The sequence below is a fragment of the Bradyrhizobium sp. 40 genome, from assembly GCF_023100925.1.
In the GTDB taxonomy this organism is placed as follows: domain Bacteria; phylum Pseudomonadota; class Alphaproteobacteria; order Rhizobiales; family Xanthobacteraceae; genus Bradyrhizobium.
On the sequence record NZ_CP064688.1, the window covers coordinates 4,982,825 to 5,002,774 of the forward strand.

Genomic DNA, 19,950 nt, shown 5'->3' on the forward strand with positions numbered 1-19,950 from the left:
AGACCTCCTACTGGAACTGGGTCTTCTTGTAGTAGCCGCTGTCGACCAGGACCTTCTCCCAATTGTCCTTGTAGACCACGACCGGCTTGAGCAGATAGGACGGCACGGTCTTGGCGCCGTTCTCGTAGGTCTTGGTGTCGTTGACGGTGACCTGCTTGCCGGCAAGCGCAGCGTCGACCATGTCGGCGGTCACCTTGGCGAGATCGCGGGTGTCCTTGAAGATCGTCGAATACTGATCGCCGCGCAGCATCGCCTTGATCGAGGGCACTTCGGCATCCTGGCCCGAGATGACAGGCATCGGCTGACCGGCGCTGCCATAACCGACCCCCTTCAGCGAGGAGATGATGCCGATCGACAGGCCGTCATACGGCGACAGCACCGCGTTGACCTTCTTGTTGCCGTAGTAGGCGCTGAGCAGATTGTCCATGCGGGCCTGCGCGGTGGCGCCGTCCCAGCGCAAGGTCGCGACCTTGTCCATGCCCATCTGACCGGAGACGACAACGAGCTTGCCGCTGTCGATGTACGGCTTCAGAACGCTCATCGCGCCGTTGTAGAAGAAGTAGGCGTTGTTGTCGTCGGGCGAGCCGCCGAACAGCTCGATGTTGAACGGACCCTTGCCATCCTTGAGGCCGAGGCCCTGCACGATCGACTCGGCCTGGAGCACGCCCACCTGGAAATTGTCGAAGGTCGCGTAATAGTCGACGTTCGGCGTGCCGCGGATCAGGCGGTCATAGGCGATCACGGTGATACCTTTTGCTTTCGCCTGCTTGAGCACGTCGGACAGCGTGGTGCCGTCGATCGCGGCGATCACCAGCGCTTTCGCGCCCTTGGTCACCATGTTCTCGACCTGCGAGAGCTGGTTCGGAATATCGTCCTCGGCATATTGCAGGTCGGTGTTGTAGCCGCGCTCCTTCAGCACCTTGACCATGTTGTTGCCATCGTCGATCCAGCGCGCCGACGATTTGGTCGGCATGGCGATGCCGACTGTTGCTTTGTCCTGGGCCGAGGCGGTGACGCCCGCGGCGATCGTCGCAGCGCCGGCCAGCGCGAGCGCGAGGAAGGTCGTCTTCAGTTTCAACATGTTTCACTCCCTTGGATGTCAGACTGTTTTTTCGTGTCGTCGAGAACTTTGGTAGTGTGCGGCTTCGAGCCTCCTTATGCGAGCTTGACGTCGGGCTCCGCGCGACCGCGCGCGGAGGCCTCCAAGAGGAAGGTGTAGCCGGCTTGCGGATCGGCAGCACGCGCCGCCGCATCCATGTCCTGCCAAGCCGAGGTGACGAGGAGACGCGACAGATCAGGGCCGACAAAAGCGGGGCAGCTCGCCTGCTTTGCCGGCACGCTGAGCGAGCGCAGCCGCTCGCCTTGCGGAGAGTAGAGGTCGACGCGGCTCGCGCCCCAGCAGGCGTTCCAGAGGTTTCCGTCCGCGTCGCACACCGATCCGTCGAGGCCGCCGACGCCGGTGTGGCGCAGCAGCACTTCCGGCTCGCCGCGGGGCAGGCCGGTCGTGGGATTGAGCGGCACCGCGTAGAGCACCGCGCGCGCAGTGTCGGCGAAGTAGCCGGTGGCGCCATCGGGCGAGAAGCAGATCGAGTTGGGAATGCTGATGCGCGGAAACAGCATCGATATCTCGCCGTGATGGAACGCGTAGATCGCGCCTGCCCCTGCTTCCGCCTTGCGTCCCATGGTGCCGATCCAGAACGTGCCGGAGGGATGCACGCGGGCATCGTTGGAGCGGGTCGCGGGATTGTCGGCTTCGAGCGGACAGAGCAGCCTCATCGCGCCGTCGGCAATTTTGCGGATATAGAGGCCGTCTTCCGCGACGATCAACTGCCGCTCGGCGTCGATCCGTCCAAGTGCGCTCGCCATCCGGCCCAGCGCATGAACGCGAATGCTGCCGCTGCCGAGTTGCGCCTCGAACAGTCGTCCCTCGCGGATATCGAACCACCAGGCGGTGTCGGTGGTCACGTCATAGGTCGGTCCCTCGCCGAGATGGCAAGGATCGTTCGAAAGAACCGAGGTCGGCACCTGTTCCATCAGGACCTCCTCACCGCAAAGCGATAGACCGTATGATGGCGGTAGACCTTGCCGGGCGCTAGGCGCGGGCTCGGGAAATCCGGCCGGTTCGGTGCGTCCGGCCAGATATGCGGCTCCAGGCACATCGCGTCCGACTGCCGGAACAGCTTGCCGCCCTTGCCCGAAATCGTGCCGTCGAGATAATTACCCGAATAGACCTGCAGACCGGGCTGATCAGTGAACAGCTCCATGATGCGCCCCGAGCGCGGCGCCTCCAGCCGCGCCGCGAGCGCAAGCTTGCCGTCACGCGCGAGACAGTAGGTGTGATCGTAGCCCTTGCCGTTGCGCAATTGCTGGTCGCTCTCGCGAATGCGCTCGCCGACAGGCCGCGGCTCGCGGAAGTCGAACGGCGTGCCGGCAACGCTGCGCGGCGGCTCGGGCAACGGAATGGCGGTTGGATCGATCGCGAGGAAATGCCCGGCGGCGACCGTCAGCTTGTGATCGAGAATGGCCGTGCCTGATGTCGCGCCTTCGAGATTGAAGAAGCTGTGGTTGGTCAGGTTGACGATGGTCGGACGGTCGGTCCGCGCCTCCATGGTCAGGGATAGCTCGGCCGGGCCGGTGACGCGATAAGTCAGGCGCACATCGAGCCGACCGGGATAGTTCTCCTCGCCGTGCGGACTGACATAGGTCAGCGTGACCGCGGGCTCGGCGCCGTCGTCGATCTCCGCAATGTCCCAGAGCTTGCGGTCGAAGCCGTCGAGGCCGCCATGCAGCGCATTTGGACCGTTGTTGACGGGAAGCTGCACCGTCTCGCCGTCCAGCGAGAATTGTCCGTTGGCGATGCGATTGGCGTAGCGGCCGACGGTGGCGCCGAAGAACTTTCGTTCAGCGAGATAGCCGGCGAACCCATCATGGCCGAGCACGACGTCGTCGTAGCCGCCTTTGGCGTCCGGCGCGATCAGCGCCTGGATCACCGCGCCATGGGTGATGATGCGCGCCTCGAACCCGCCCTCGCCGCGCAGCACGATGCGCTCGACCTTGCAGCCGTCAGGCAGCGTTCCGAAGACGTCTCTCTCTGTTTTCGATCCAGCCATGATCAATCCACAAACGGTTCGACGATCGTGCGCCTGCCGAGCAGGAAGGCGTCCGCAACGAGACGAAGCGGCGCCAGATCGACGTCGCTCGCCCCTGTCGCGGCAAGCGTGACGAAGCGCCGGTAAAGCTCCCGATATTCCTCATCGGGCGCCTCGGCAACGGTCTTGCCATCGATCGCCATGATCCGGCCGCCGCGGGATAGCGTCATTCGGCCCTGGTCGGTTTCGACCAGGATATCCCAGCTCTGCGGTCCGGTCTGGCGGAAATCGAACTCGGCGGTCACAGGCAGGCCGTCGATGTCGGTCAGCGTCAGGTTCGCGGCGATCGGCGCCTGGCAATTGGCGGGGAAGGCGAGCTCGGCCGCGGTGACGAACACGGGCTTCGGCAGGATCCGGGTCAGGATCGACAGCGCATTGATGCCGGGATCGAACACCCCGAGCCCGCCCGGCTCCCAGATCCAGGCCTGCCCGGGATGCCAGACGCGGACGTCCTCTTTCCAGTTGATGTGCACGGAACGGACGCGGCGGGCGGCGAGCCACTCGCGCGCCGGCTCGACCGCCGGCGCATGGCGCGAATGCCAGGTCGCGAACAACGTCCGCTTGGCCTCTCTCGCCATCGCGATCAGCGGATCGAGCTCGGCAACGCCGGCGCCCGGCGGCTTCTCCAGCATGACATGCTTGCCGGCCCTGAGCGCTGCGACGGCCTGGGCGCGGCGCACTTGAGGCGGCGTGCAGAGCGAGACCGCGTCGATCGGCGGACCTTTTTCCAGCAGCTCTTCGATCGTCGCGAAATGCGGCAGATCCGGCAGCGAGGCGTTGCGGCTCGCGACGGCTGCCAGCGTCGCGCCGGGAACCGCTGCGATGGCGCCGACATGCTGGTCCCGCGCGATCTTGCCGAAGCCGACGATGGCGATGCGAAGTTCAGTCACGATTTTTCTCCAGCTTCCGCGGACGGCAGCGCTTCGGCCGATACAGTCTCGATCACTGTCCCCTCGTGGCGGCGCATGCCGTTGTGAATGACGTAGACCATCGCCTCCGACGCGGTCGCGGCTTCACCGGCGGCGATGGCATCGACGATCTTCTGATGCCAGAGCAGAACGGTGTCGCGGTCCTCCGGTTCGACCGGTGCGCTGAGCAGGAATGAGGCGCGCAACGCAGCCTCGATGACGTGCCCGATCGAGCGCATGAACAGATTTCCGGAGGCGCGCGCCACACCGACATGGAGCGCAAGGTCGGCATCGGCGAAGCCAACGGAGTCGGAGGCCTCAAGCCGCATCCGCTCCATGCAGCGACGGAGCTCGGAGAGATCCTGCTCCGACCGCTGCGCCGCCGCCAGCGCGGCCGCGCGCGGCTCGACCGCGAGGCGGATCTCGGCGAGGTCGTTGAGGAAGCGCTTGTCGATCCCGGCATCCAGGTGCCAGGCCAGCACGTCGGCGTCGAACATGTTCCAGGCGACGCGCTCGCGCACGACGGTGCCGACCCGCGCCTTGGTAGTAAGCAGGCCCTTGGCCACCAGCGTCTTCACGCTCTCGCGCAACACCGGTCGCGACACGCCAAACATCGCGATCATCTCGGCATCGCCCGGCAGCCGCGTCCCTTCTGCATATCGGCCGGCGATGATGTCAACGCCGATCGAGCGGGCCACTTCCGCGTGATTTGAGTGCGCCCGGCGCGTCGGAATGACGAGGATGCGCGAGGTGGTCATGAGACTGCTCCCGCGCGCTTTGCCACGGGCCGGCGCGCGAGCGCAACCAATCCCTGTTGCAAGGCGATGAAGGCGAACAGCAGCACACCGGTCGCGATCTTGGTCCACCAGCTCGACAGCGTCCCGTCGAAATTGATGTAGGTCTGAATCATGCCCTGGATCAGCACGCCGAGGAAGGTTCCGATCACCGAGCCCTGCCCGCCCGTAAGCAGCGTGCCGCCGATCACGACGGCCGCGATGCTGTCAAGCTCGACGCCGACGGCGGACAGCGAGTAGCCGGCGCTGGTGTAGAAGGAGAAGACGATGCCGGCGATGCCAGCGAGCAAGCTCGACAGCATGTAGATCTTTACCGTCATCCTGCCAACTGCAACGCCCATCAGGCTCGCGGTCGCCCGGCTGCCGCCCAGCGCATAGACATTGGCGCCGAACCGGGTGAGCTGCAGCAGCAATGCGCCGCCGATCACGATCGCAAGCATGATGATCGCGACCGCCGTCAGCCGTCCACCGCCGGGTAGTCGCAGAGCGAAGTCCGACACGGTCGAATAGACCGGTGCCGTGATCGGCACCGATTCCGTCGAGAGTAGGAAGCTGGCACCCCGGGCCAAAAACATGCCGGCGAGCGTCACGATGAAAGGCGGCAGATCGAAGACATGGATCACCGCGCCCATTGCCGCGCCGAAGGCGGCCGAGAGCGCGAGAATGGCGACGAAGGCGACCAAGGGCGGCATTCCCCAGCGCTCGATCGCCAGCGCGACGAACACCGTGGTGAAGCCGATCACCGAGCCGACCGAGAGATCGATGCCGCCGGAAATGATGACGAAGGTCATGCCGGTCGCGACGATGCCGAGGAAGGCGTTGTCAGTCAGGAGGTTGCCGACTACGCGGGTGGAGGCGATGTTGGGAAACTGCATCGCGCAGAGCACGAATCCCGCGACAAGCACGATCGCCGTGATGAGGACGGGCGGCAGGCCTTTCATGCCTTGGTCCCCCGCAGCCGCCTCACAACGCCGGCAAAGCCGGACAGCTTCGGCGATTGCAGCAGCAGCACGGCGAGCACCACCACCGCCTTGACCAGCAAATTGAACTCCGGCGGATAGCCCGACAGCAGAATGCCGGTGTTCATGGTCTGGATGATCAGCGCGCCGAGTACGGCCAGCACGAGGCTGAAGCGGCCGCCGAACAGCGAGGTGCCGCCAATCACCACCGCGAGGATGGCGTCGAGCTCGAGCCAGAGGCCGGCATTGTTGGCATCCGCGCCCATGATGTCGGCCGCTGCGATGACGCCGGCAAGCGCAGCGCAAACGCCGCACCAGACATAGACCGCCAAGATCATCGCGCGCGTGCCGACGCCGGCAAGCTCGCTCGCCCGCGCATTGCCGCCGGTTGCCTCGATCAGCAATCCGAGTGCCGAGCCTCGCACCACCGCGCCGGTGAGGATCAGCATGCCCAGCGCAATCGCGACCGGCACCGGCAGACCAAGAATTGAGCCATTGCCGAGCCAGACCAGATCGGGCGAGGAGAAGGTCACGATGCGGCCCTCGGTAATGAGCTGGGCGATGCCGCGTCCCGCCACCATCAGGATCAAGGTCGCCACGATCGGCTGCATGCCGAGCACCGCGACAAGAAATCCGTTCCACAATCCGCAGATCAGGCCCGCGCCGAGCGCAGCCGCCAGCACCACGGCCAGACTGTGGCTATCGGCGAGGCTCGCCGCGATCGCGCCCGAGATCGCCATCACAGCGCCGACTGACAGATCGATTCCGCGCGTCGCGATCACCAGCACCATGCCGAGCGAGAGCAGCGCCACCGGCGTGCCGCGGTTGAGCACGTCGATCATGCTGCCGAACAGCCGGCCGTCCTGGAGGCGCAAATCGAAGAATTGCGGCGACACCACGCGATCGACCGCCAGGATGACGATCAACGCGAGGATCTGGGCAAGGCCGCGGCGCGGCAACAGCGCGGTCATGCCCGGCCCTCATGCGCGACACTGGCGCCATCGGCGGCGATGGCGGCGAGAATGCTGCCGACGTCGATGGCCTCGCCGGTGAGCTCCTCGACATGCGCGCGGTCGCGCAGCACCACCACGCGGTCGGAATAGGTCACGATCTCGTCGAGCTCGGAGGAAATCACGAGCAGCGCAAGCCCGTCGTCGCAGAGCTCGCGTATCAGGCGGATGATCTCGGCATGCGCGCCGACGTCGATGCCGCGGGTCGGCTCGTCCAGCACGAGGAGCCGCGGCGAGGTCGCAAGCCACCGTGCCAGCAGCACCTTCTGCTGATTGCCGCCGGACAGCAGTCCGATGGGCCGCTCCGGATCGGGCGGACGAATGTCGAGCATCTTGACGTAACGGCTCGCAATCTCGTCCTGCTCGCGCCGCGACAGCGGCCGATGCAAACCGCGCTTGGCCTGAAGCGCGAGCACGATGTTCTCGCGCACGGTGAGCTCGGCGACGATGCCGTCGGTCTTGCGCTCCTCAGGGCAATAGCCAAAGCCGTGGCGCACGCCGTCACGCGGCGACTGAAGCCGGACAGGCGCGCCTTCCACCCTCGCCTGTCCGCGATCGGCGCGCTCGGCGCCGAACACCAGCCGGGCCGTCTCGGTCCGGCCCGAGCCGAGCAAGCCGGCGAGACCAACCACTTCGCCATGCCGCAGCTCGAGATTGAACGGCGCGACATAGCCGGCCTTGCCGTAACCCTCGAAGCTCGCACAGACTTCACGCGTCGTCTGTGCGCCTGCCGATGCCCGCGCGCTGGTGGTCTCGGCCAGCTCGCGGCCGAGCATCATCCGGATCAGCTCGAGCCGCGACAGCGACGCGGTCTCGCGCTCGCCGACCAGGCGACCATTTCGCAAAACGGTGATACGATCGGAGATCTCATAGACCTGGTCGAGGAAATGGCTGACGAAGACGATGCCAATGCCGCGCTTGGCAAGCTGACGCATGACGCCGAAGAGGATCTCGACCTCATGGCGATCGAGGCTCGCGGTCGGCTCGTCCAGGATCAGCACGCGCGCCGAGAGATCGACGGCGCGCGCGATCGCGGTGACATGCTGGATCGCCACCGAATAATTGCCAAGCGGCGCTGATACGTCGATGTCGAGACCGAAATCCGCGAGCAGCGACTTCGCGCGGCGTCGCATCTCGCCTTCACGCACGATGCCGAAGCGCATCGGCTGCCGGTCGAGGAATAGGTTCTGCGCCACCGAGAGATTCGGCAGCAAATTGACCTCCTGGTAGACGGTGGCGATGCCGGCCTGAACCGCCTCCTTGGCCGAGCGTGGCGCGACCTCTTCGCCGCAGATCCTGACGATGCCAGCATCGCGCGGGAACACGCCCGTGATCACCTTGATCAGCGTGGACTTGCCGGCGCCGTTCTCACCGAGCAGCGCATGGACCTCGCCGGCGCGAAGCGTGAAGTCGACCTTCTGCAACGCACGCACGGCACCAAAGCTCTTGCTGATCCCACGCACCTCCAGCAGGGAAGCAGCGGAATCCGGGCTGTTCTCCATGACAAATTCACTCCCAGCGGCGCCCGCTGACGATGCGGACACGGAGCCCTGTTCGTTCGCGCGGCGGTTTCGAGCGGGATCGCCGGACCGCCGAAACACGGCCGTCCGGCGACACTCTCGCCTCAGTAACCGAGGCCCTTCTTGCTGTCGTAGATCTTCTGCGGATCATCGGCCGGCGTGTAGAGCTTCGACTCGGTCTGGATCCATTTCGGCGGAACGCTGCCCTTGTCCTTGAAGGCGGCGATGGCATCGAGCGCGGGGCCAGCCATGTTCGGCGTCAGCTCGACCGTGGCATTGGCTTCGCCGGCGACCATCGCCTTGAAGATGTCGGGGACCGCATCGATCGAGACGGTGAGGATCTCCTTGCCCGGCTTGAGGCCGGCTTCCTTCATCGCCTGGATCGCGCCGACCATCATGTCGTCGTTGTGCGCATAAACTGCGCAGATCGACTTGCCGCCGCCTTCGGCCTTGATGAAGCTTTCCATCACTTCCTTGCCCTTGGCGCGGGTGAAGTCGCCGGTCTGGCTGCGCACCACCTTCAGGTTCGCGTGCTTGGCGATGGCGGTGTCAAAACCCTTCTTGCGGTTGGCGGCGACGCTGGCGCCGACCGTGCCCTGCAATTCGACGATGTTGCAGGCCTTGGCGCCGACGGTCTTCGCCAGCCAGTCGCCGGCGACCTCGCCTTCGTGAACGCTGTCGGAGGTCACGGCGGTGAGATAGAGCTCCTTCCCGGAGGGATCGATGTCCCGGTCGAGCAGCACGACCGGAATCTTGGCCTCCTTGGCTTCCTTCAGCACCGAGTCCCAGCCGGTCGAGACGACGGGCGCGAGGAAGATCGCATCGACGTTCTGCGCGATGAAGGAGCGGATCGCCTTGATCTGGTTCTCCTGTTTCTGCTGCGCGTCGGCGATCTTGAGATTGACCTTGCGCTTGGTGGCCTCCTGCTTGGAGACCGAGGTCTCGGCCGCGCGCCAGCCGGATTCCGATCCGATCTGCGAGAAGCCGATGGTGAGCTCGGCGGCATTCGCCGGCAGCGCGAGCAGCAACGCGGCAGTGGCGCTGGCCGCAAAGAGGGCTTTGAGGATCATCAGGCGTAGCTCCCAAATGTTATCCGGGGCGCCGATTGGTAGCATCGCACCCACAGGCCGACCTTTGAGGCGGCGGGAGGGACTATTTCACGGAAGTTTGGTTCCGACTAGTCATATTATCTGACTATTTGGATCGGTGCGATGGCTGGCAGGAAGGCTCGGGTATGACAAGCCCAGCGCGATTTTGTTCCAGCGATGCAACGCGGAGATGAAAAAATGATACAGCGGTTGGGATGAGGGCACCTCTGGACGGTGCAAGACGTACCCGCAACCTCTCTCCCCGTCATTGCGAGCGCAGCGAAGCAATCCAGAGTCTTTCCGCGTAGGGATTTTGGATTGCTTCGCTTGCCTCGCAATGACGGTGGGGAGAGCTTCTTCGTCTATCGAGCAAGGCGACTCGTGGAGAGTCCCCCACACCCGGCGGGCAGTGAGCTAGATCAGCTTCCGCTGCGCCAGATTCTTCATCAGCGCGCCGATGCCGAATGTCCAGGGCTCGCACTCGTCGCTGGTCCGCATGCGGTTGACGAGTTTGCCGAGCTGGGGTGCCGAGATCGTGACGATGTCGTCGCGCTTGTGGGTGAACCCCTGTCCCGGCGCGTCGCGATCCTTGACCGGCGCGAACATGGTCCCGAGGAACAGCACGAAGCCATCTGGATATTGGTGCACCTTGCCGATGGTCTGCTCGACCAGATCGGTCGGATCGCGGCTGATCATGCTGATCGAGGAATGGCCGTCGAGGACGAAACCGTCCTGCCCCTTCACGTTCAGGCTGATGTCGAGCTTGCGGGCGTCGTCGAGGGTAAAGCTGTCGTCGAACAGACGGAGCAGCGGGCCGATGGAGCACGAGGCGTTGTTGTCTTTGGCCTTCGACAACAGCAGCGCCGAACGGCCTTCGAAGTCGCGCAGATTGACGTCGTTGCCGAGCGCGCCGCCGACGATCTTGCCGCGGCTCGAGACGAACAGCACCAGCTCCGGCTCGGGGTTGTTCCAGGTCGACTTCGGATGCAGCCCGGCATCCATGCCGGTGCCGACCGACGACAAGGTCGGCGCCTTGGTGAAAACCTCGGCATCGGGGCCGATGCCGACCTCGAGATACTGGCTCCAGGCGTTCTGGTCGATCAGCACCTGCTTGAGGTGCATCGCCTGGTCCGAACCGGGCTTGAGCTTCGACAGATCATTGCCGATCAGCCGCGTCACTTCTGTCCGGATCGCTTCGGCCGAGGCCGGATTGCCTTTCGCCCGTTCCTCGATCACGCGCTCCAGCATCGAGATGGCGAAGGTCACGCCCGCCGCCTTCAGCGTCTGGAGATCGACCGGCGCGAGCAGCCACGGCTTTTTCGCATCGCGCTGATCGGGCGGCGTGTTGGCGACGATAGCCTCGAGATCGCCGATGCGCTCGCCCTTGATCGCGGCAAGCGCCTTCGCCGGATTGTCTTCCTCGCAGAGTGCGCTGACGGTCGGGAATTTTGCGGTGACGTCGAATACACCATCGCCACGCACGGCGACCACGGCCGGGCCATTCGCCTGCGGCAGCCAGACGCGGCCGACAAGCGTTCCCCGCGTGCCGTCCTCGGGGAGAAGGTCCTTAACCGTCAATGTCGTCATGGGCGCATCCTCGCTCTTTTCGGATCGGCCTCGCTCGCGGAGGCCTATCACATTGGCGAAGACCAATAAACGTCTGGGACGGGAAGTCCAGCGCGGCAGCCCGCCGCGCTTCTATGCCCCCGCCCGCGCTTTTCGCGCCGCAATCTGCTGAAGCGCCCAGCGCGCGTTCTTGCGCACCTCGGGATCGGGATCGTCGGCGATGACGGCAAGGAAGGCTTCGCCGTCGTGGTGGGCGATTTCGCCGAGCGCAGCAGCCGCCTCTTTCCGCAAATTGGCCTGGTCGTGGTTGACGCAATTGCCAATCGGGCGAACCGCGCGCTCGATCTTCATCCGGCCAAGGCTGCGGATTGCCTTCAGACGCACCTGCCAGAACTCGTCACTGAGCGAAGCGATGAGCTGGTCGGCGGCAATCGATCCGTTGACATTGAGGCCCAGCGTTTCCGCGGCCATCTCCCGCACCATCCAGTCCGAATCCTTCAACGCGCGCGTGATCATCTCGGCCGCGGGCTTCATCTGCGAGAAGGCGAGCGCGCTCACCGCAGCACGGCGCACATGCGCGTCGGGATCGTTGATCAGCGCGGTCAGCGCCGGAATCGATTCCTCCAGCTTGAGGAACCCGATCACGCCGATCGCCTGCACCCGCACGGCGGCATCGGAATCCTGGAGCGCTTCGAGCGCGGGTTTCAAGGTGTCCTTGCAGCGCAGCTCCTTCAGCGCACGCAACGCGCCCATGCGGACGAAGGCGTGGGCATGCTTGACCAGCGGCAGGATGATTTCGGCGCAGGCGGGATCTTTGAACTCCGCCATGCTGTCGGCCGCGGCGGCCGCGACGATTCTTTCGGGGTCGACAAGCAGCTTGACCAGCGCGCTGGCGGCCTCCGGCCCATCGAACTCGCCGAGCGCCATCGCAACCTGCTGGCGGACGCCGGCATCGGGATCGGCGACCATTTTGGCGAGATGGCCGACCGCTGCGGGATCGCCGGAATGGCCGAGCGCGATGATGGCGACGCGGCGCTCCCCTGGATCGGCGGCCTGGAGCCGCTCGTCGGCATCTTCGAGATCGTCGTAGGATTCGAACGGGCTCGACATGACTACCTCAGGAGATATGGAATGTTGACGGTGACGGCGCCGGTCGGGCAATCCGCCTCGCAGGGCATGCAGTACCAGCATTCGTCATAGGCCATGTAGGCCTTGTTGGTCATATCGCTGATACGCAGCACGTCGAGCGGGCAGACGTCGACGCACACGGTGCAGCCCTTGTCCGCGATGCATTTGGCGTCGTCGACGACCACCGGAACCGATGTCTGATAAGAAGCGAGAGGCATCGTATGTCTCCTGTTATTTGTGCGGCGGGTCAGGCGGTGGCGCGGATGCGCTGCTTGTCGTAGAGATCCTTCTCGTCGTCGGCGATCGGCACGATATAGGGCTCCACGGCACGCTTCTCGCTGGTCATCTTGCCGTCCTGCTTGCTGAGCAGCGTGTGGCAGAACCAGTTCTCGTTGTCCTTCTCCGGGAAATCCGTCCGCCAGTGATAGAGGCCCCAGCGGCTTTCCTCGCGGTAGAGCGAGGCATGCACGGCCATGTCCGCGCAATCCATGATCGACTGGACTTCGAGCGCGCGGAGCAGTTCGTGCGCATTGCGCGCGATCATGCGCTCCTGCATGTCTTCCCTCGCTTCAGCGAGCCGGCGCATGCCGAGCTCGTATTTGCGCGTGACTTTCGGCGGCTGGAGATAGTCATTGACGAGACGCCGGGTCTTGTACTCGATCTGGTTCGGCGGAATGCCGTCCTCGCGTTTGGTCGGCGCCATCACGCGGTCACGTTCGCTGGCGACATCGGCCGCGTCGAATTCCGCGAAGTCGTGATTGTCCGCGAACTCCATCGCGTCGATGCCGGCGACCGAACCGTTGGTGAAGGCGCCGAGCATGTAATTGTGCGGCACGCTGGCCATGTCGCCGGCGGCATAGAGGCCCGGCACGGTGGTGCGCGCGTTGTCGTCGACGAACACGCCCGACGCACTGTGACCGGAGCAGAAGCCGATCTCGGAGATATGCATCTCGATCGACTCGCTGCGATAGTCGACGCCGCGCCCCTGCTGGAACAGGCCGCGAGTGGGACGCTCGACCTTGTGCAGGGTCGATTCGATCTCCGAGATGGTGTCGGGGTGAAGATGCTTGAGCTGGAGAAACACCGGGCCCTTGCCGGACAGCAGCTCGTTGTAGAACTCCAGCATCATCTGGCCGGACCAGTAATCGCATTCGATGAAGCGCGATCCCTCGTTGTTGGCGGTGAAGGCGCCGAAGGGACCAGCGACGTAGGCGCAGGCCGGCCCGTTATAGTCCTTGATCAGCGGATTGATCTGGTAACATTCGAGGTTCGCCAGTGCCGCACCGGCGTGATAGGCCATGGAATAGCCGTCACCGGAATTGGCCGCATTCTCGTAGGTGCCGAACATGTAGCCGGAGGTCGGCAGGCCGAGACGGCCGGCGGCGCCCATGCACAGGATAACGGCCTTGGCCTTGATCACCAGCATCTCGGCGGTGCGGGTATTGACGCTGATCGCGCCGGCAATGCGGCCGTCGGCGGATTTGAGCAGCCGCGTCGCCATGTAGCGGTTGGAGATCAGGATGCGGGCGCGGCGGAGCTGGCGATACAGCGCCTTCTTCACCGTTTCGCCGTTCGGCATCGGCAGCACGTAGGTGCCGATGTGATGCACCTTCTTGACGGCGTAGTCGCCGTTCTCGTTCTTCAGGAAGCGGATGCCGAAGCTGTCGAGTTCCTCGATGATCGAGTAGCAGTTTTGCGCGTATTTGTAGACCGCCTTCTGATCGACGATGCCGTCATTGGCGATGGTGATTTCCTTGGTGTACTGCTCGGGCGTCGCATAGCCGGGAATGACGGCATTGTTCAAGCCGTCCATGCCCATCGAGATCGCTCCGGAGCGCTTGACGTTGGCCTTTTCGAGCAGGACGACGTTGGCCTTCGGGTTCTTCAGCTTCGCCTTCAATGCCGCCATCGGGCCGGCCGTGCCGCCGCCGATGACGAGCACGTCGCAGGAAACCTCCGAAAGTCCGTCGACGATCTGATCTAGTGACATCGCTTGCTCCTGGTCCGCCGGCAGATCCGGCGCCTCTGCATCAGATTTGTTCAGCAGGCGTCCCGGCGATAGCAATTAGTTGTCGCCGGGCTGCGATTTGCGCGTCAGCGCTCGACAAAGGCCTTTTCGATCACGTAATGGCCGGGCCGGCTGTGATTGCCCTCGGCAAACCCGCGCGCGGACAACATCGCGGGAAGTTCCTCCAGCATCGCCGGGCTACCGCACAGCATGATACGGTCAGTCTCGATGTCGAGGCCTGATAGACCGATATCGTCGAACAGCTGGTTCGACGCGATCAGGTCGCTGATGCGGCCGCGGTTCCTGAACGGCTCGCGGGTAACGGTGGGATAGTAAACGAGCTTGTCACGGATCAGCGGCCCGAAGAACTCGTGATTGCGCAGGCCTTCGACGAGGTGCTCGCCATAGGAGAGCTCGGAGACCTGGCGGCAGCCATGGGCGAGCACGATGGTCTCGTAATTCTCGTAGACGTCGGGGTCCTTGATCAGGCTGGCGAACGGCGCGAGCCCCGTTCCGGTCGAGAGCAGCAGCAGGCGCTTGCCGGGAATGAGGTTGCCGGTGATCAGCGTGCCAGTGGCCTTGCGGCCGACCAGGATGACGTCGCCCTCCCTGATCTTCTGAAGGCGCGAGGTCAGCGGACCGTCCTGCACCTTGATCGAGAAGAACTCGAGCGCCTCCTCGTGATTGGCGCTCGCCATGCTGTAGGCCCGCAGCAACGGCTTGCCCTCGACTTCCAGCCCGATCATCGCGAACTGGCCGTTCTGGAAGCGGAAGCCCGGATCGCGCGTCGCGGTGAAGCTGAACAGGCTATCGGTCCAGTGCCTGACCGACAGGACCGTTTCCTTCTGAAATGCGTTCATTGTCTCTCCTGATCTCGATTGCGCACAAGGTTTCGGAGAGACAGGAATCCGGCAACGCCGAACTGAAATTCCCGGTCGATTAGTTTCACATTTCGTGCGCAATGATCGAACAGCAGGCAGCGAAGATCAGCGTCGCGCACCTGCGCCTGGCAATTAGTTGCTATCGCAGCAGCGCTGCGGCAACGTAGAGAAGGGTCGGAGACACGTCATGACCTTGGTGGCACCGACCGTGGCAGATTACGAAGCAAGCGCCGACCTCGCGACGCTCCGCGTCCGCACCGCTAAGGACGACACGCTGGACTTGCCGGCGGAAACGCTCCGCCTCTCCTGCAAATGCGCCCACTGCACCCGCGCCCGCTTCGACGGCCGCTTCCCCGAGCGGTTTCCAGGCATCGCGATCACCGAGATCGGCGATCTCGGTTACGGGCTGAACATCTCGTTTTCGGATGGGCACAATCGGGGGATTTACCCGAAGCCGTATTTGTTGAGTCTAGCGGGGCGGTAGACGCCACAGGTCGTCCTCCAAACTCCGCTGTCATTCCCCGCGACCCGGCTACGCCAAGGCTTCGCCGGGGTTCAGGCCCAGGGGCGCCGAAGCTTTTAGCGTAGGCGGCAGACGGGGAATCCAGTACGCCGCGGCTTCTCGATAACCCATTGACGTCTCTGGAATACTAGATCGCCCGGTCAAGCCGGGCGATGACAGCGGGGTGAATCTGGCACGGACATTGCTCCTCTTTAGAACGGTTTGAACGTTCCGGAGGCAAATGATGTTGCAGGCAGCGGCCAATGTGGTTCGCGGGACGGTTCCCGCAACGGTCCGGCCTGCCGGTGGTTCCTCGCTGCTGCTCACTGAGAACCAGCAATGGATCGGCGGACCGCCGGCGTTGATGGACAAGCTCAGTCAGCGCGAACGTGAGCTGGTGCTGAAGCAGGGACGCCGGAAAGTGCTCAACCGTGGCCAGACGCTGTTCAGCCAGGGTGGCAAGCATGACGGTATCTGGCTGATCGAGAGCGGCCGTATCCGGGTGTTCTACACCTCCCCGCTCGGCCGCGAGATCACGCTGGCCTATTGGCATGTCGGCAATTTCGTCGGCGGCCCCGAAGTGTTCGAAGGCACCGTGCATCAATGGTCCGGCGTTGCATCCAGCAATTGTAGCGTGGTGCATCTGCCCGGAAAGGAGCTGCGCTCCCTGGCCCTAGAGATCCCGAACCTCGCGATCGGCCTGATCGAAGGCCTGACCTTCAAGGGCAAGTGCTATTCGGCTCTGGCCCAGATGCTGGGAACGCGCTCGATCACACAGCGCCTTGCGCATCTGTTGCTGCATCTCGTCGACCTCTATGGCGTCGATGACGCCGACGGCCGGGTGATCGCCGCCGCCTTCACCCATGCCGATATCGCCCACATGGTCGGCGCCACCAGGCAATGGGTCACGATCAGCCTGAAGCGCATGCAGGAGAAGGGAATCGTGCTGACCAAGCGCTCCCAGATCGTGGTCTGCCGGCCCGACGTGCTGGAAGAGATGCGAGGGCAAGGGTCTGACTAGGGCTGGTGCCCATGCAAGCAGCTTTATAGTGCAGGACTGCCCAAGGAGTATGCAATCAACTTTTCCCGGCAACTAATCGACTGTGGCGCTCATTCCGGATTTGCCCTGCCCACGCCCTCACCCAATCATGGCAACCACAGCACATCCAACCGAATGAGGATGAGAATGGTCCGCCATCTTCCCACGCTCTCGATCGCGATGTCGGTGACGTCGCTGGCGCTTCTCCTCGCGCAGCCGGCCGCGGCGGAAACCGTCACGCTCGGCATCGGAACGCAGGACACCACGACCAACACGGTGACCGCCGGCGTCGTCATCCGCCAGCTCCATCTCCTCGAAAAATATCTGCCGAAGGACGGCAAATACGCCAACATCAAGTTCGAGCTGGAGTGGCAGAACTTCACCTCCGGCCCGCCCGTCACCAACGCGATGATGGCGAATAAGCTGCAGATCGGCATGATGGGCGACTATCCGCTGATCGTGAACGGCTTCACTTTCGACAGCAATCCGGAGAGCAAGAGCCGGCTGATCGGGATCGCCGCCTACAGCCTGTCGGGCTCCGGCAACGGCATCGTCGCTCACAAGGATTCGCCCTACTACGATCTCGCCGATCTCAAGGGCAAGCTCGTGAGCGTGCCGTTCGGCTCTGCCGCGCACGGCATGGTGCTGAAGGCGATGCAGGACCGCGGCTACGCGTCGGACTTCTTCCAGCTGGTCAGCCAAAGCCCGGAGGTCGGCTCGACCAATCTCCAGGAGAAGAAGATCGACGCTCATGCCGACTTCGTTCCGTTCGCCGAGTTGCTGCCGTTCCGCGGTTTTGCGCGAAAGATCTTCGACGGCGTCGAGACCAATCTCCCGACCTTCCACGGCATCGTGGTCCGCACCGATTTCGCCGAGAAATACCCTGAGGTCGTCGTCGCCTACTTCAAGGCCGTGATCGCCGCCAATCAATGGCTGCGAGACGATCCCAAGCTCGCCGCCGAGAAGATCCAGGAATGGACCGGCATCAGCAAGGAGGTCGTCTACATCTTCCTCGGCCCCAGCGGCAACATGACCACCGATCCCACGGTCAAGCCGGCGCTGATCGATGCCGCCACGGCCGACGTCAAGGTGCTGCAGAACCTCGGCCGCATGAAGGAGTTCGACCCGAAGAAATGGGTCGATGACAGCTACATCCGAAAAGCTTATGCCGAGATGAAGCTCGACTATGACGCGCAGCTTGCGAGCACCAAGAATTACGAGATCTCCGGCGACGATTCCTTCTGCAAGAAACCGATCTCCGATCCGCGCAAGGCCGGCGAGGTCTGGGTCGACGATTCAGGCATCATGCCCTTCTCGTCAGCCAGCTGCACGCTCGGCGCCTATGCCGACTACAAGGCCAAGGGCAAGAAGATCAACGTCGCCTACGTCTTCGATACCACCCGCGGTATCAAGCTGTTCGCCGACCAGGCTTTCTTCGCGGTCGGCAATGGCGAGGTTGCGCCGTTCCTGCTGAAGAAGGATGCCGAAGCCTATGCCGCCAAGATCAGCGGCAAGGTGCTCGGCTTCGACGACGCGGTGAAGGCGGCGGTCAGCGGGAGCAAGACGTGAGCAGTCCCGCCCTCCTCAGACATTCCGAGGACAGCATGCCGGCAAGTGCAATCGCGGAGGCAAGCGCCATGCCCGCCTCCACGCCACCCGCGTCTCCACCCTCCTTCGGCACGCTCGCACTGCGCTGGTACCGGCTCAACCGGGGCGGGCTGCGCGCGACCGCGATCGGCATCATCTCACTGCTCGCCTTTCTTCTGGTCTGGCATCTGCTGACGACCTATCGCGTCGTGTTCTTCGTGCGCTTCACCAACGTGCCTTCGCCGCTCGCGGTCTATGCGAGCTTCACCAAGGCGATCCACGATCCGAAATTCCTGCTGCACGTCCTCTTGAGCTGCCGGCGCATCTTCTTCGGCTTCTCGCTTGCGGCGATCGTCGCGGTGCCACTCGGCCTGATCATGGGCCGCTTCAAGCTGATCCACGAGATCATCTTCCCAGTAGCGGAGGTGCTGCGGCCGATCCCGGCGATTGCCTGGGTGCCGATGGCCATCATGCTGTGGCCGACCAACGAGCAGAGCATCGTCTACATCACGTTCCTCGGATCGTTCTTCCCGATCCTGGTCAACACGCTGCACGGCATGTCGCTGGTGGATCCCGTGCTGGTGCGTGCCGCGCAATGTCTCGGCGCGCGGGAGCGCTCGATCTTCCGCGATGTGTATTTTCCGGCCTCGCTCCCGCACATCTTCACCGGCCTCACCGTCGGCATGGGCGTGGCCTGGGTGTCGCTGATCGCCGCCGAGATGATCTCGGGGCAATATGGCATCGGCTATTTCACCTGGGAGGCCTATTCGCTGGTCCAGTATGCCGACATCGCGCTCGGCATGATCGCGATCGGCGTGCTCGGCCTCGGATCGAGCATGTTGATCCGAGGCGCCGGACAATTGGTGATGCCGTGGAGGTCAAGATGAGTGAGATCGTTGTCAAGGCACCGCAGGGCCATATCGAGGTCAAAAACTTCTCCCTCAGCTACGACAGCATCGAGGGGCCGGTCGAAGCCGTCACGGATACGCAGATTCATGTGAAGCCTGGCGAGTTCGTCTCGATCGTCGGACCCTCCGGCTGCGGAAAGTCGACGCTGCTCAACGCGGTCGCCGGCTTCCTCAAGCCGACCACGGGCATCGTCACCGTCGACGGCGAGAAGGTGAACGGCCCGAGCGCGGAGCGCGGCATGGTGTTTCAGCAATATTCGCTGTTTCCCTGGAAGACCGTGCGGGAGAACGTCGAGTTCGGCCTGAAGATGCGCGGCATGCCACGCTCGCAGCGCGAGCGCGCCGCGCGCACGCTGCTGGGACTCGCGGGCCTCGAAGCCTTCGAAAAGCATTACCCCGAGAAACTCTCAGGTGGCATGAAGCAGCGCGTTGGCATCGTCCGGGCGCTCGCGACGGGACCCAAAGTGTTGCTGCTCGACGAACCCTTCGGCGCGCTCGACGCGCAGACCCGGGTCATCATGCAGCAGATCCTCACCAACATGTGGCAGCGGCTGAAGATCTCGGTGCTGTTCGTCACCCACGACATCGACGAGGCGATTTTCCTGTCCGATCGTGTCTACTGCATGACCGCACGCCCCGGCTCGATCAAGGCGGAGATTCCGATCCCGCTGGAGCGGCCGCGGCAGCAGGCGATGATGATGTCATCGGAGTTTTTGGCGCTGCGCCGCGGACTGATGTCGCTGATCCGCGAGGAGAGCATCAAGGCGATGGGCGGCGAGCTCAACGACATGGGCATGCAGGGGCTGAACATCGAGCTGCACGGGCATTCGCTCGCGGATGTGATTTAGCGATTTCTCGACGCTTACCCTCTTAGTTCCCTTCTCCCCTTGCGCGAAGGAAGAA

19 protein-coding genes are annotated in these 19,950 nt (G+C 63.9%); 5 read left to right on the forward strand and 14 right to left on the reverse strand.

Annotation, left to right across the window (positions count from 1 at the left end; genetic code table 11):
• Window positions 1-7: 7 nt before the first annotated feature.
• From chvE to IVB40_RS24165, 14 genes are all read right to left on the reverse strand, one after another.
• Entirely contained in the window at window positions 8-1,081 is a 1,074-nt protein-coding gene (chvE, locus tag IVB40_RS24100) for a multiple monosaccharide ABC transporter substrate-binding protein (RefSeq protein ID WP_247816540.1), read from the reverse strand.
• Window positions 1,082-1,155: 74 nt separating this feature from the next.
• The gene (locus tag IVB40_RS24105; RefSeq protein WP_247816541.1) at window positions 1,156-2,034 is read right to left on the reverse strand and encodes an SMP-30/gluconolactonase/LRE family protein; all 879 of its coding nucleotides are present in this window, start codon (window positions 2,032-2,034) and stop codon (window positions 1,156-1,158) included.
• Entirely contained in the window at window positions 2,034-3,110 is a 1,077-nt protein-coding gene (locus IVB40_RS24110; RefSeq protein ID WP_247816542.1) for an aldose epimerase family protein, read from the reverse strand. Before IVB40_RS24110 ends, IVB40_RS24105 begins: the two co-directional genes overlap by 1 nt.
• A 2-nt stretch (window positions 3,111-3,112) precedes the next feature.
• On the reverse strand, window positions 3,113-4,039 hold the full coding sequence (locus tag IVB40_RS24115; protein ID WP_247288915.1) for a Gfo/Idh/MocA family oxidoreductase: 927 nt from the start codon (window positions 4,037-4,039) through the stop codon (window positions 3,113-3,115).
• Window positions 4,036-4,815 carry a FadR/GntR family transcriptional regulator gene (locus IVB40_RS24120; protein WP_027569180.1) on the reverse strand — a complete coding sequence of 260 codons (780 nt, stop codon included), beginning with the start codon at window positions 4,813-4,815 and terminating at the stop codon, window positions 4,036-4,038. Before IVB40_RS24120 ends, IVB40_RS24115 begins: the two co-directional genes overlap by 4 nt.
• Complete coding sequence (yjfF, locus tag IVB40_RS24125; protein ID WP_027569179.1) at window positions 4,812-5,792, reverse strand: galactofuranose ABC transporter, permease protein YjfF; 981 nt, start codon at window positions 5,790-5,792, stop codon at window positions 4,812-4,814. Before yjfF ends, IVB40_RS24120 begins: the two co-directional genes overlap by 4 nt.
• A complete protein-coding gene (locus IVB40_RS24130) occupies window positions 5,789-6,781 on the reverse strand; it encodes an ABC transporter permease (protein WP_247816543.1) in 993 nt (330 codons plus the stop codon). Before IVB40_RS24130 ends, yjfF begins: the two co-directional genes overlap by 4 nt.
• Complete coding sequence (locus IVB40_RS24135; RefSeq protein WP_247816544.1) at window positions 6,778-8,322, reverse strand: sugar ABC transporter ATP-binding protein; 1,545 nt, start codon at window positions 8,320-8,322, stop codon at window positions 6,778-6,780. The genes IVB40_RS24130 and IVB40_RS24135 overlap by 4 nt, the downstream gene beginning before the upstream one ends.
• A gap of 122 nt (window positions 8,323-8,444) precedes the next feature.
• Window positions 8,445-9,410 (reverse strand): galactofuranose ABC transporter, galactofuranose-binding protein YtfQ, encoded by a 966-nt coding sequence (gene ytfQ / locus IVB40_RS24140; protein WP_275992772.1) that lies wholly within the window; start codon window positions 9,408-9,410, stop codon window positions 8,445-8,447.
• A 432-nt stretch (window positions 9,411-9,842) separates the two neighbouring features.
• Window positions 9,843-11,015 carry a fumarylacetoacetate hydrolase family protein gene (locus tag IVB40_RS24145; RefSeq protein ID WP_247816545.1) on the reverse strand — a complete coding sequence of 391 codons (1,173 nt, stop codon included), beginning with the start codon at window positions 11,013-11,015 and terminating at the stop codon, window positions 9,843-9,845.
• Window positions 11,016-11,126: 111 nt separating this feature from the next.
• Window positions 11,127-12,104 (reverse strand): HEAT repeat domain-containing protein, encoded by a 978-nt coding sequence (locus IVB40_RS24150; RefSeq protein ID WP_247359804.1) that lies wholly within the window; start codon window positions 12,102-12,104, stop codon window positions 11,127-11,129.
• A gap of 2 nt (window positions 12,105-12,106) precedes the next feature.
• Window positions 12,107-12,340 (reverse strand): ferredoxin family protein, encoded by a 234-nt coding sequence (locus IVB40_RS24155; RefSeq protein ID WP_007593252.1) that lies wholly within the window; start codon window positions 12,338-12,340, stop codon window positions 12,107-12,109.
• A 29-nt stretch (window positions 12,341-12,369) separates the two neighbouring features.
• Window positions 12,370-14,112: a fumarate reductase/succinate dehydrogenase flavoprotein subunit gene (locus IVB40_RS24160; protein ID WP_007608408.1), complete on the reverse strand. Its 1,743-nt coding sequence runs from the start codon at window positions 14,110-14,112 to the stop codon at window positions 12,370-12,372.
• Window positions 14,113-14,216: 104 nt separating this feature from the next.
• Window positions 14,217-14,990 (reverse strand): ferredoxin--NADP reductase, encoded by a 774-nt coding sequence (locus tag IVB40_RS24165; RefSeq protein ID WP_247816546.1) that lies wholly within the window; start codon window positions 14,988-14,990, stop codon window positions 14,217-14,219.
• A gap of 208 nt (window positions 14,991-15,198) precedes the next feature.
• On the opposite strand from IVB40_RS24165, the gene IVB40_RS24170 reads away from it, so the two are divergent.
• The 5 genes from IVB40_RS24170 to IVB40_RS24190 all read left to right on the forward strand — a co-directional run bounded on the left by IVB40_RS24170 (window position 15,199) and on the right by IVB40_RS24190 (window position 19,895).
• A complete protein-coding gene (locus IVB40_RS24170; protein ID WP_027569172.1) occupies window positions 15,199-15,495 on the forward strand; it encodes a gamma-butyrobetaine hydroxylase-like domain-containing protein in 297 nt (98 codons plus the stop codon).
• Between the two features lie 259 nt (window positions 15,496-15,754).
• Window positions 15,755-16,534, forward strand: a complete 780-nt coding sequence (locus IVB40_RS24175) for a Crp/Fnr family transcriptional regulator (RefSeq protein WP_027569171.1) — start codon at window positions 15,755-15,757, stop codon at window positions 16,532-16,534.
• A 165-nt stretch (window positions 16,535-16,699) separates the two neighbouring features.
• Window positions 16,700-18,121 (forward strand): ABC transporter substrate-binding protein, encoded by a 1,422-nt coding sequence (locus IVB40_RS24180; protein ID WP_027569170.1) that lies wholly within the window; start codon window positions 16,700-16,702, stop codon window positions 18,119-18,121.
• Between the two features lie 68 nt (window positions 18,122-18,189).
• Complete coding sequence (locus IVB40_RS24185; protein WP_035963082.1) at window positions 18,190-19,026, forward strand: ABC transporter permease; 837 nt, start codon at window positions 18,190-18,192, stop codon at window positions 19,024-19,026.
• Window positions 19,023-19,895, forward strand: coding sequence for an ABC transporter ATP-binding protein (locus tag IVB40_RS24190; RefSeq protein ID WP_027569169.1), 873 nt, complete (start codon window positions 19,023-19,025; stop codon window positions 19,893-19,895). Before IVB40_RS24185 ends, IVB40_RS24190 begins: the two co-directional genes overlap by 4 nt.
• The last annotated feature ends 55 nt before the right edge of the window (window positions 19,896-19,950 follow it).

What these genes read in the sequence shown, in the direction of transcription:
- IVB40_RS24155 (WP_007593252.1), bottom strand. Translation starts at nt 12,340, where the DNA reads ATGCCTCTCGCTTCTTATCAGACATCGGTTCCGGTGGTCGTCGACGAC.
- ytfQ (WP_275992772.1), bottom strand. Translation starts at nt 9,410, where the DNA reads ATGATCCTCAAAGCCCTCTTTGCGGCCAGCGCCACTGCCGCGTTGCTG.
- IVB40_RS24175 (WP_027569171.1), top strand. Translation starts at nt 15,755, where the DNA reads ATGATGTTGCAGGCAGCGGCCAATGTGGTTCGCGGGACGGTTCCCGCA.
- IVB40_RS24185 (WP_035963082.1), top strand. Translation starts at nt 18,190, where the DNA reads ATGCCCGCCTCCACGCCACCCGCGTCTCCACCCTCCTTCGGCACGCTC.
- IVB40_RS24135 (WP_247816544.1), bottom strand. Translation starts at nt 8,322, where the DNA reads ATGGAGAACAGCCCGGATTCCGCTGCTTCCCTGCTGGAGGTGCGTGGG.
- chvE (WP_247816540.1), bottom strand. Translation starts at nt 1,081, where the DNA reads ATGTTGAAACTGAAGACGACCTTCCTCGCGCTCGCGCTGGCCGGCGCT.
- IVB40_RS24105 (WP_247816541.1), bottom strand. Translation starts at nt 2,034, where the DNA reads ATGGAACAGGTGCCGACCTCGGTTCTTTCGAACGATCCTTGCCATCTC.
- IVB40_RS24150 (WP_247359804.1), bottom strand. Translation starts at nt 12,104, where the DNA reads ATGTCGAGCCCGTTCGAATCCTACGACGATCTCGAAGATGCCGACGAG.
- IVB40_RS24145 (WP_247816545.1), bottom strand. Translation starts at nt 11,015, where the DNA reads ATGACGACATTGACGGTTAAGGACCTTCTCCCCGAGGACGGCACGCGG.
- IVB40_RS24165 (WP_247816546.1), bottom strand. Translation starts at nt 14,990, where the DNA reads ATGAACGCATTTCAGAAGGAAACGGTCCTGTCGGTCAGGCACTGGACC.
- IVB40_RS24120 (WP_027569180.1), bottom strand. Translation starts at nt 4,815, where the DNA reads ATGACCACCTCGCGCATCCTCGTCATTCCGACGCGCCGGGCGCACTCA.
- IVB40_RS24130 (WP_247816543.1), bottom strand. Translation starts at nt 6,781, where the DNA reads ATGACCGCGCTGTTGCCGCGCCGCGGCCTTGCCCAGATCCTCGCGTTG.
- IVB40_RS24110 (WP_247816542.1), bottom strand. Translation starts at nt 3,110, where the DNA reads ATGGCTGGATCGAAAACAGAGAGAGACGTCTTCGGAACGCTGCCTGAC.
- IVB40_RS24180 (WP_027569170.1), top strand. Translation starts at nt 16,700, where the DNA reads ATGGTCCGCCATCTTCCCACGCTCTCGATCGCGATGTCGGTGACGTCG.
- yjfF (WP_027569179.1), bottom strand. Translation starts at nt 5,792, where the DNA reads ATGAAAGGCCTGCCGCCCGTCCTCATCACGGCGATCGTGCTTGTCGCG.
- IVB40_RS24160 (WP_007608408.1), bottom strand. Translation starts at nt 14,112, where the DNA reads ATGTCACTAGATCAGATCGTCGACGGACTTTCGGAGGTTTCCTGCGAC.
- IVB40_RS24170 (WP_027569172.1), top strand. Translation starts at nt 15,199, where the DNA reads ATGACCTTGGTGGCACCGACCGTGGCAGATTACGAAGCAAGCGCCGAC.
- IVB40_RS24190 (WP_027569169.1), top strand. Translation starts at nt 19,023, where the DNA reads ATGAGTGAGATCGTTGTCAAGGCACCGCAGGGCCATATCGAGGTCAAA.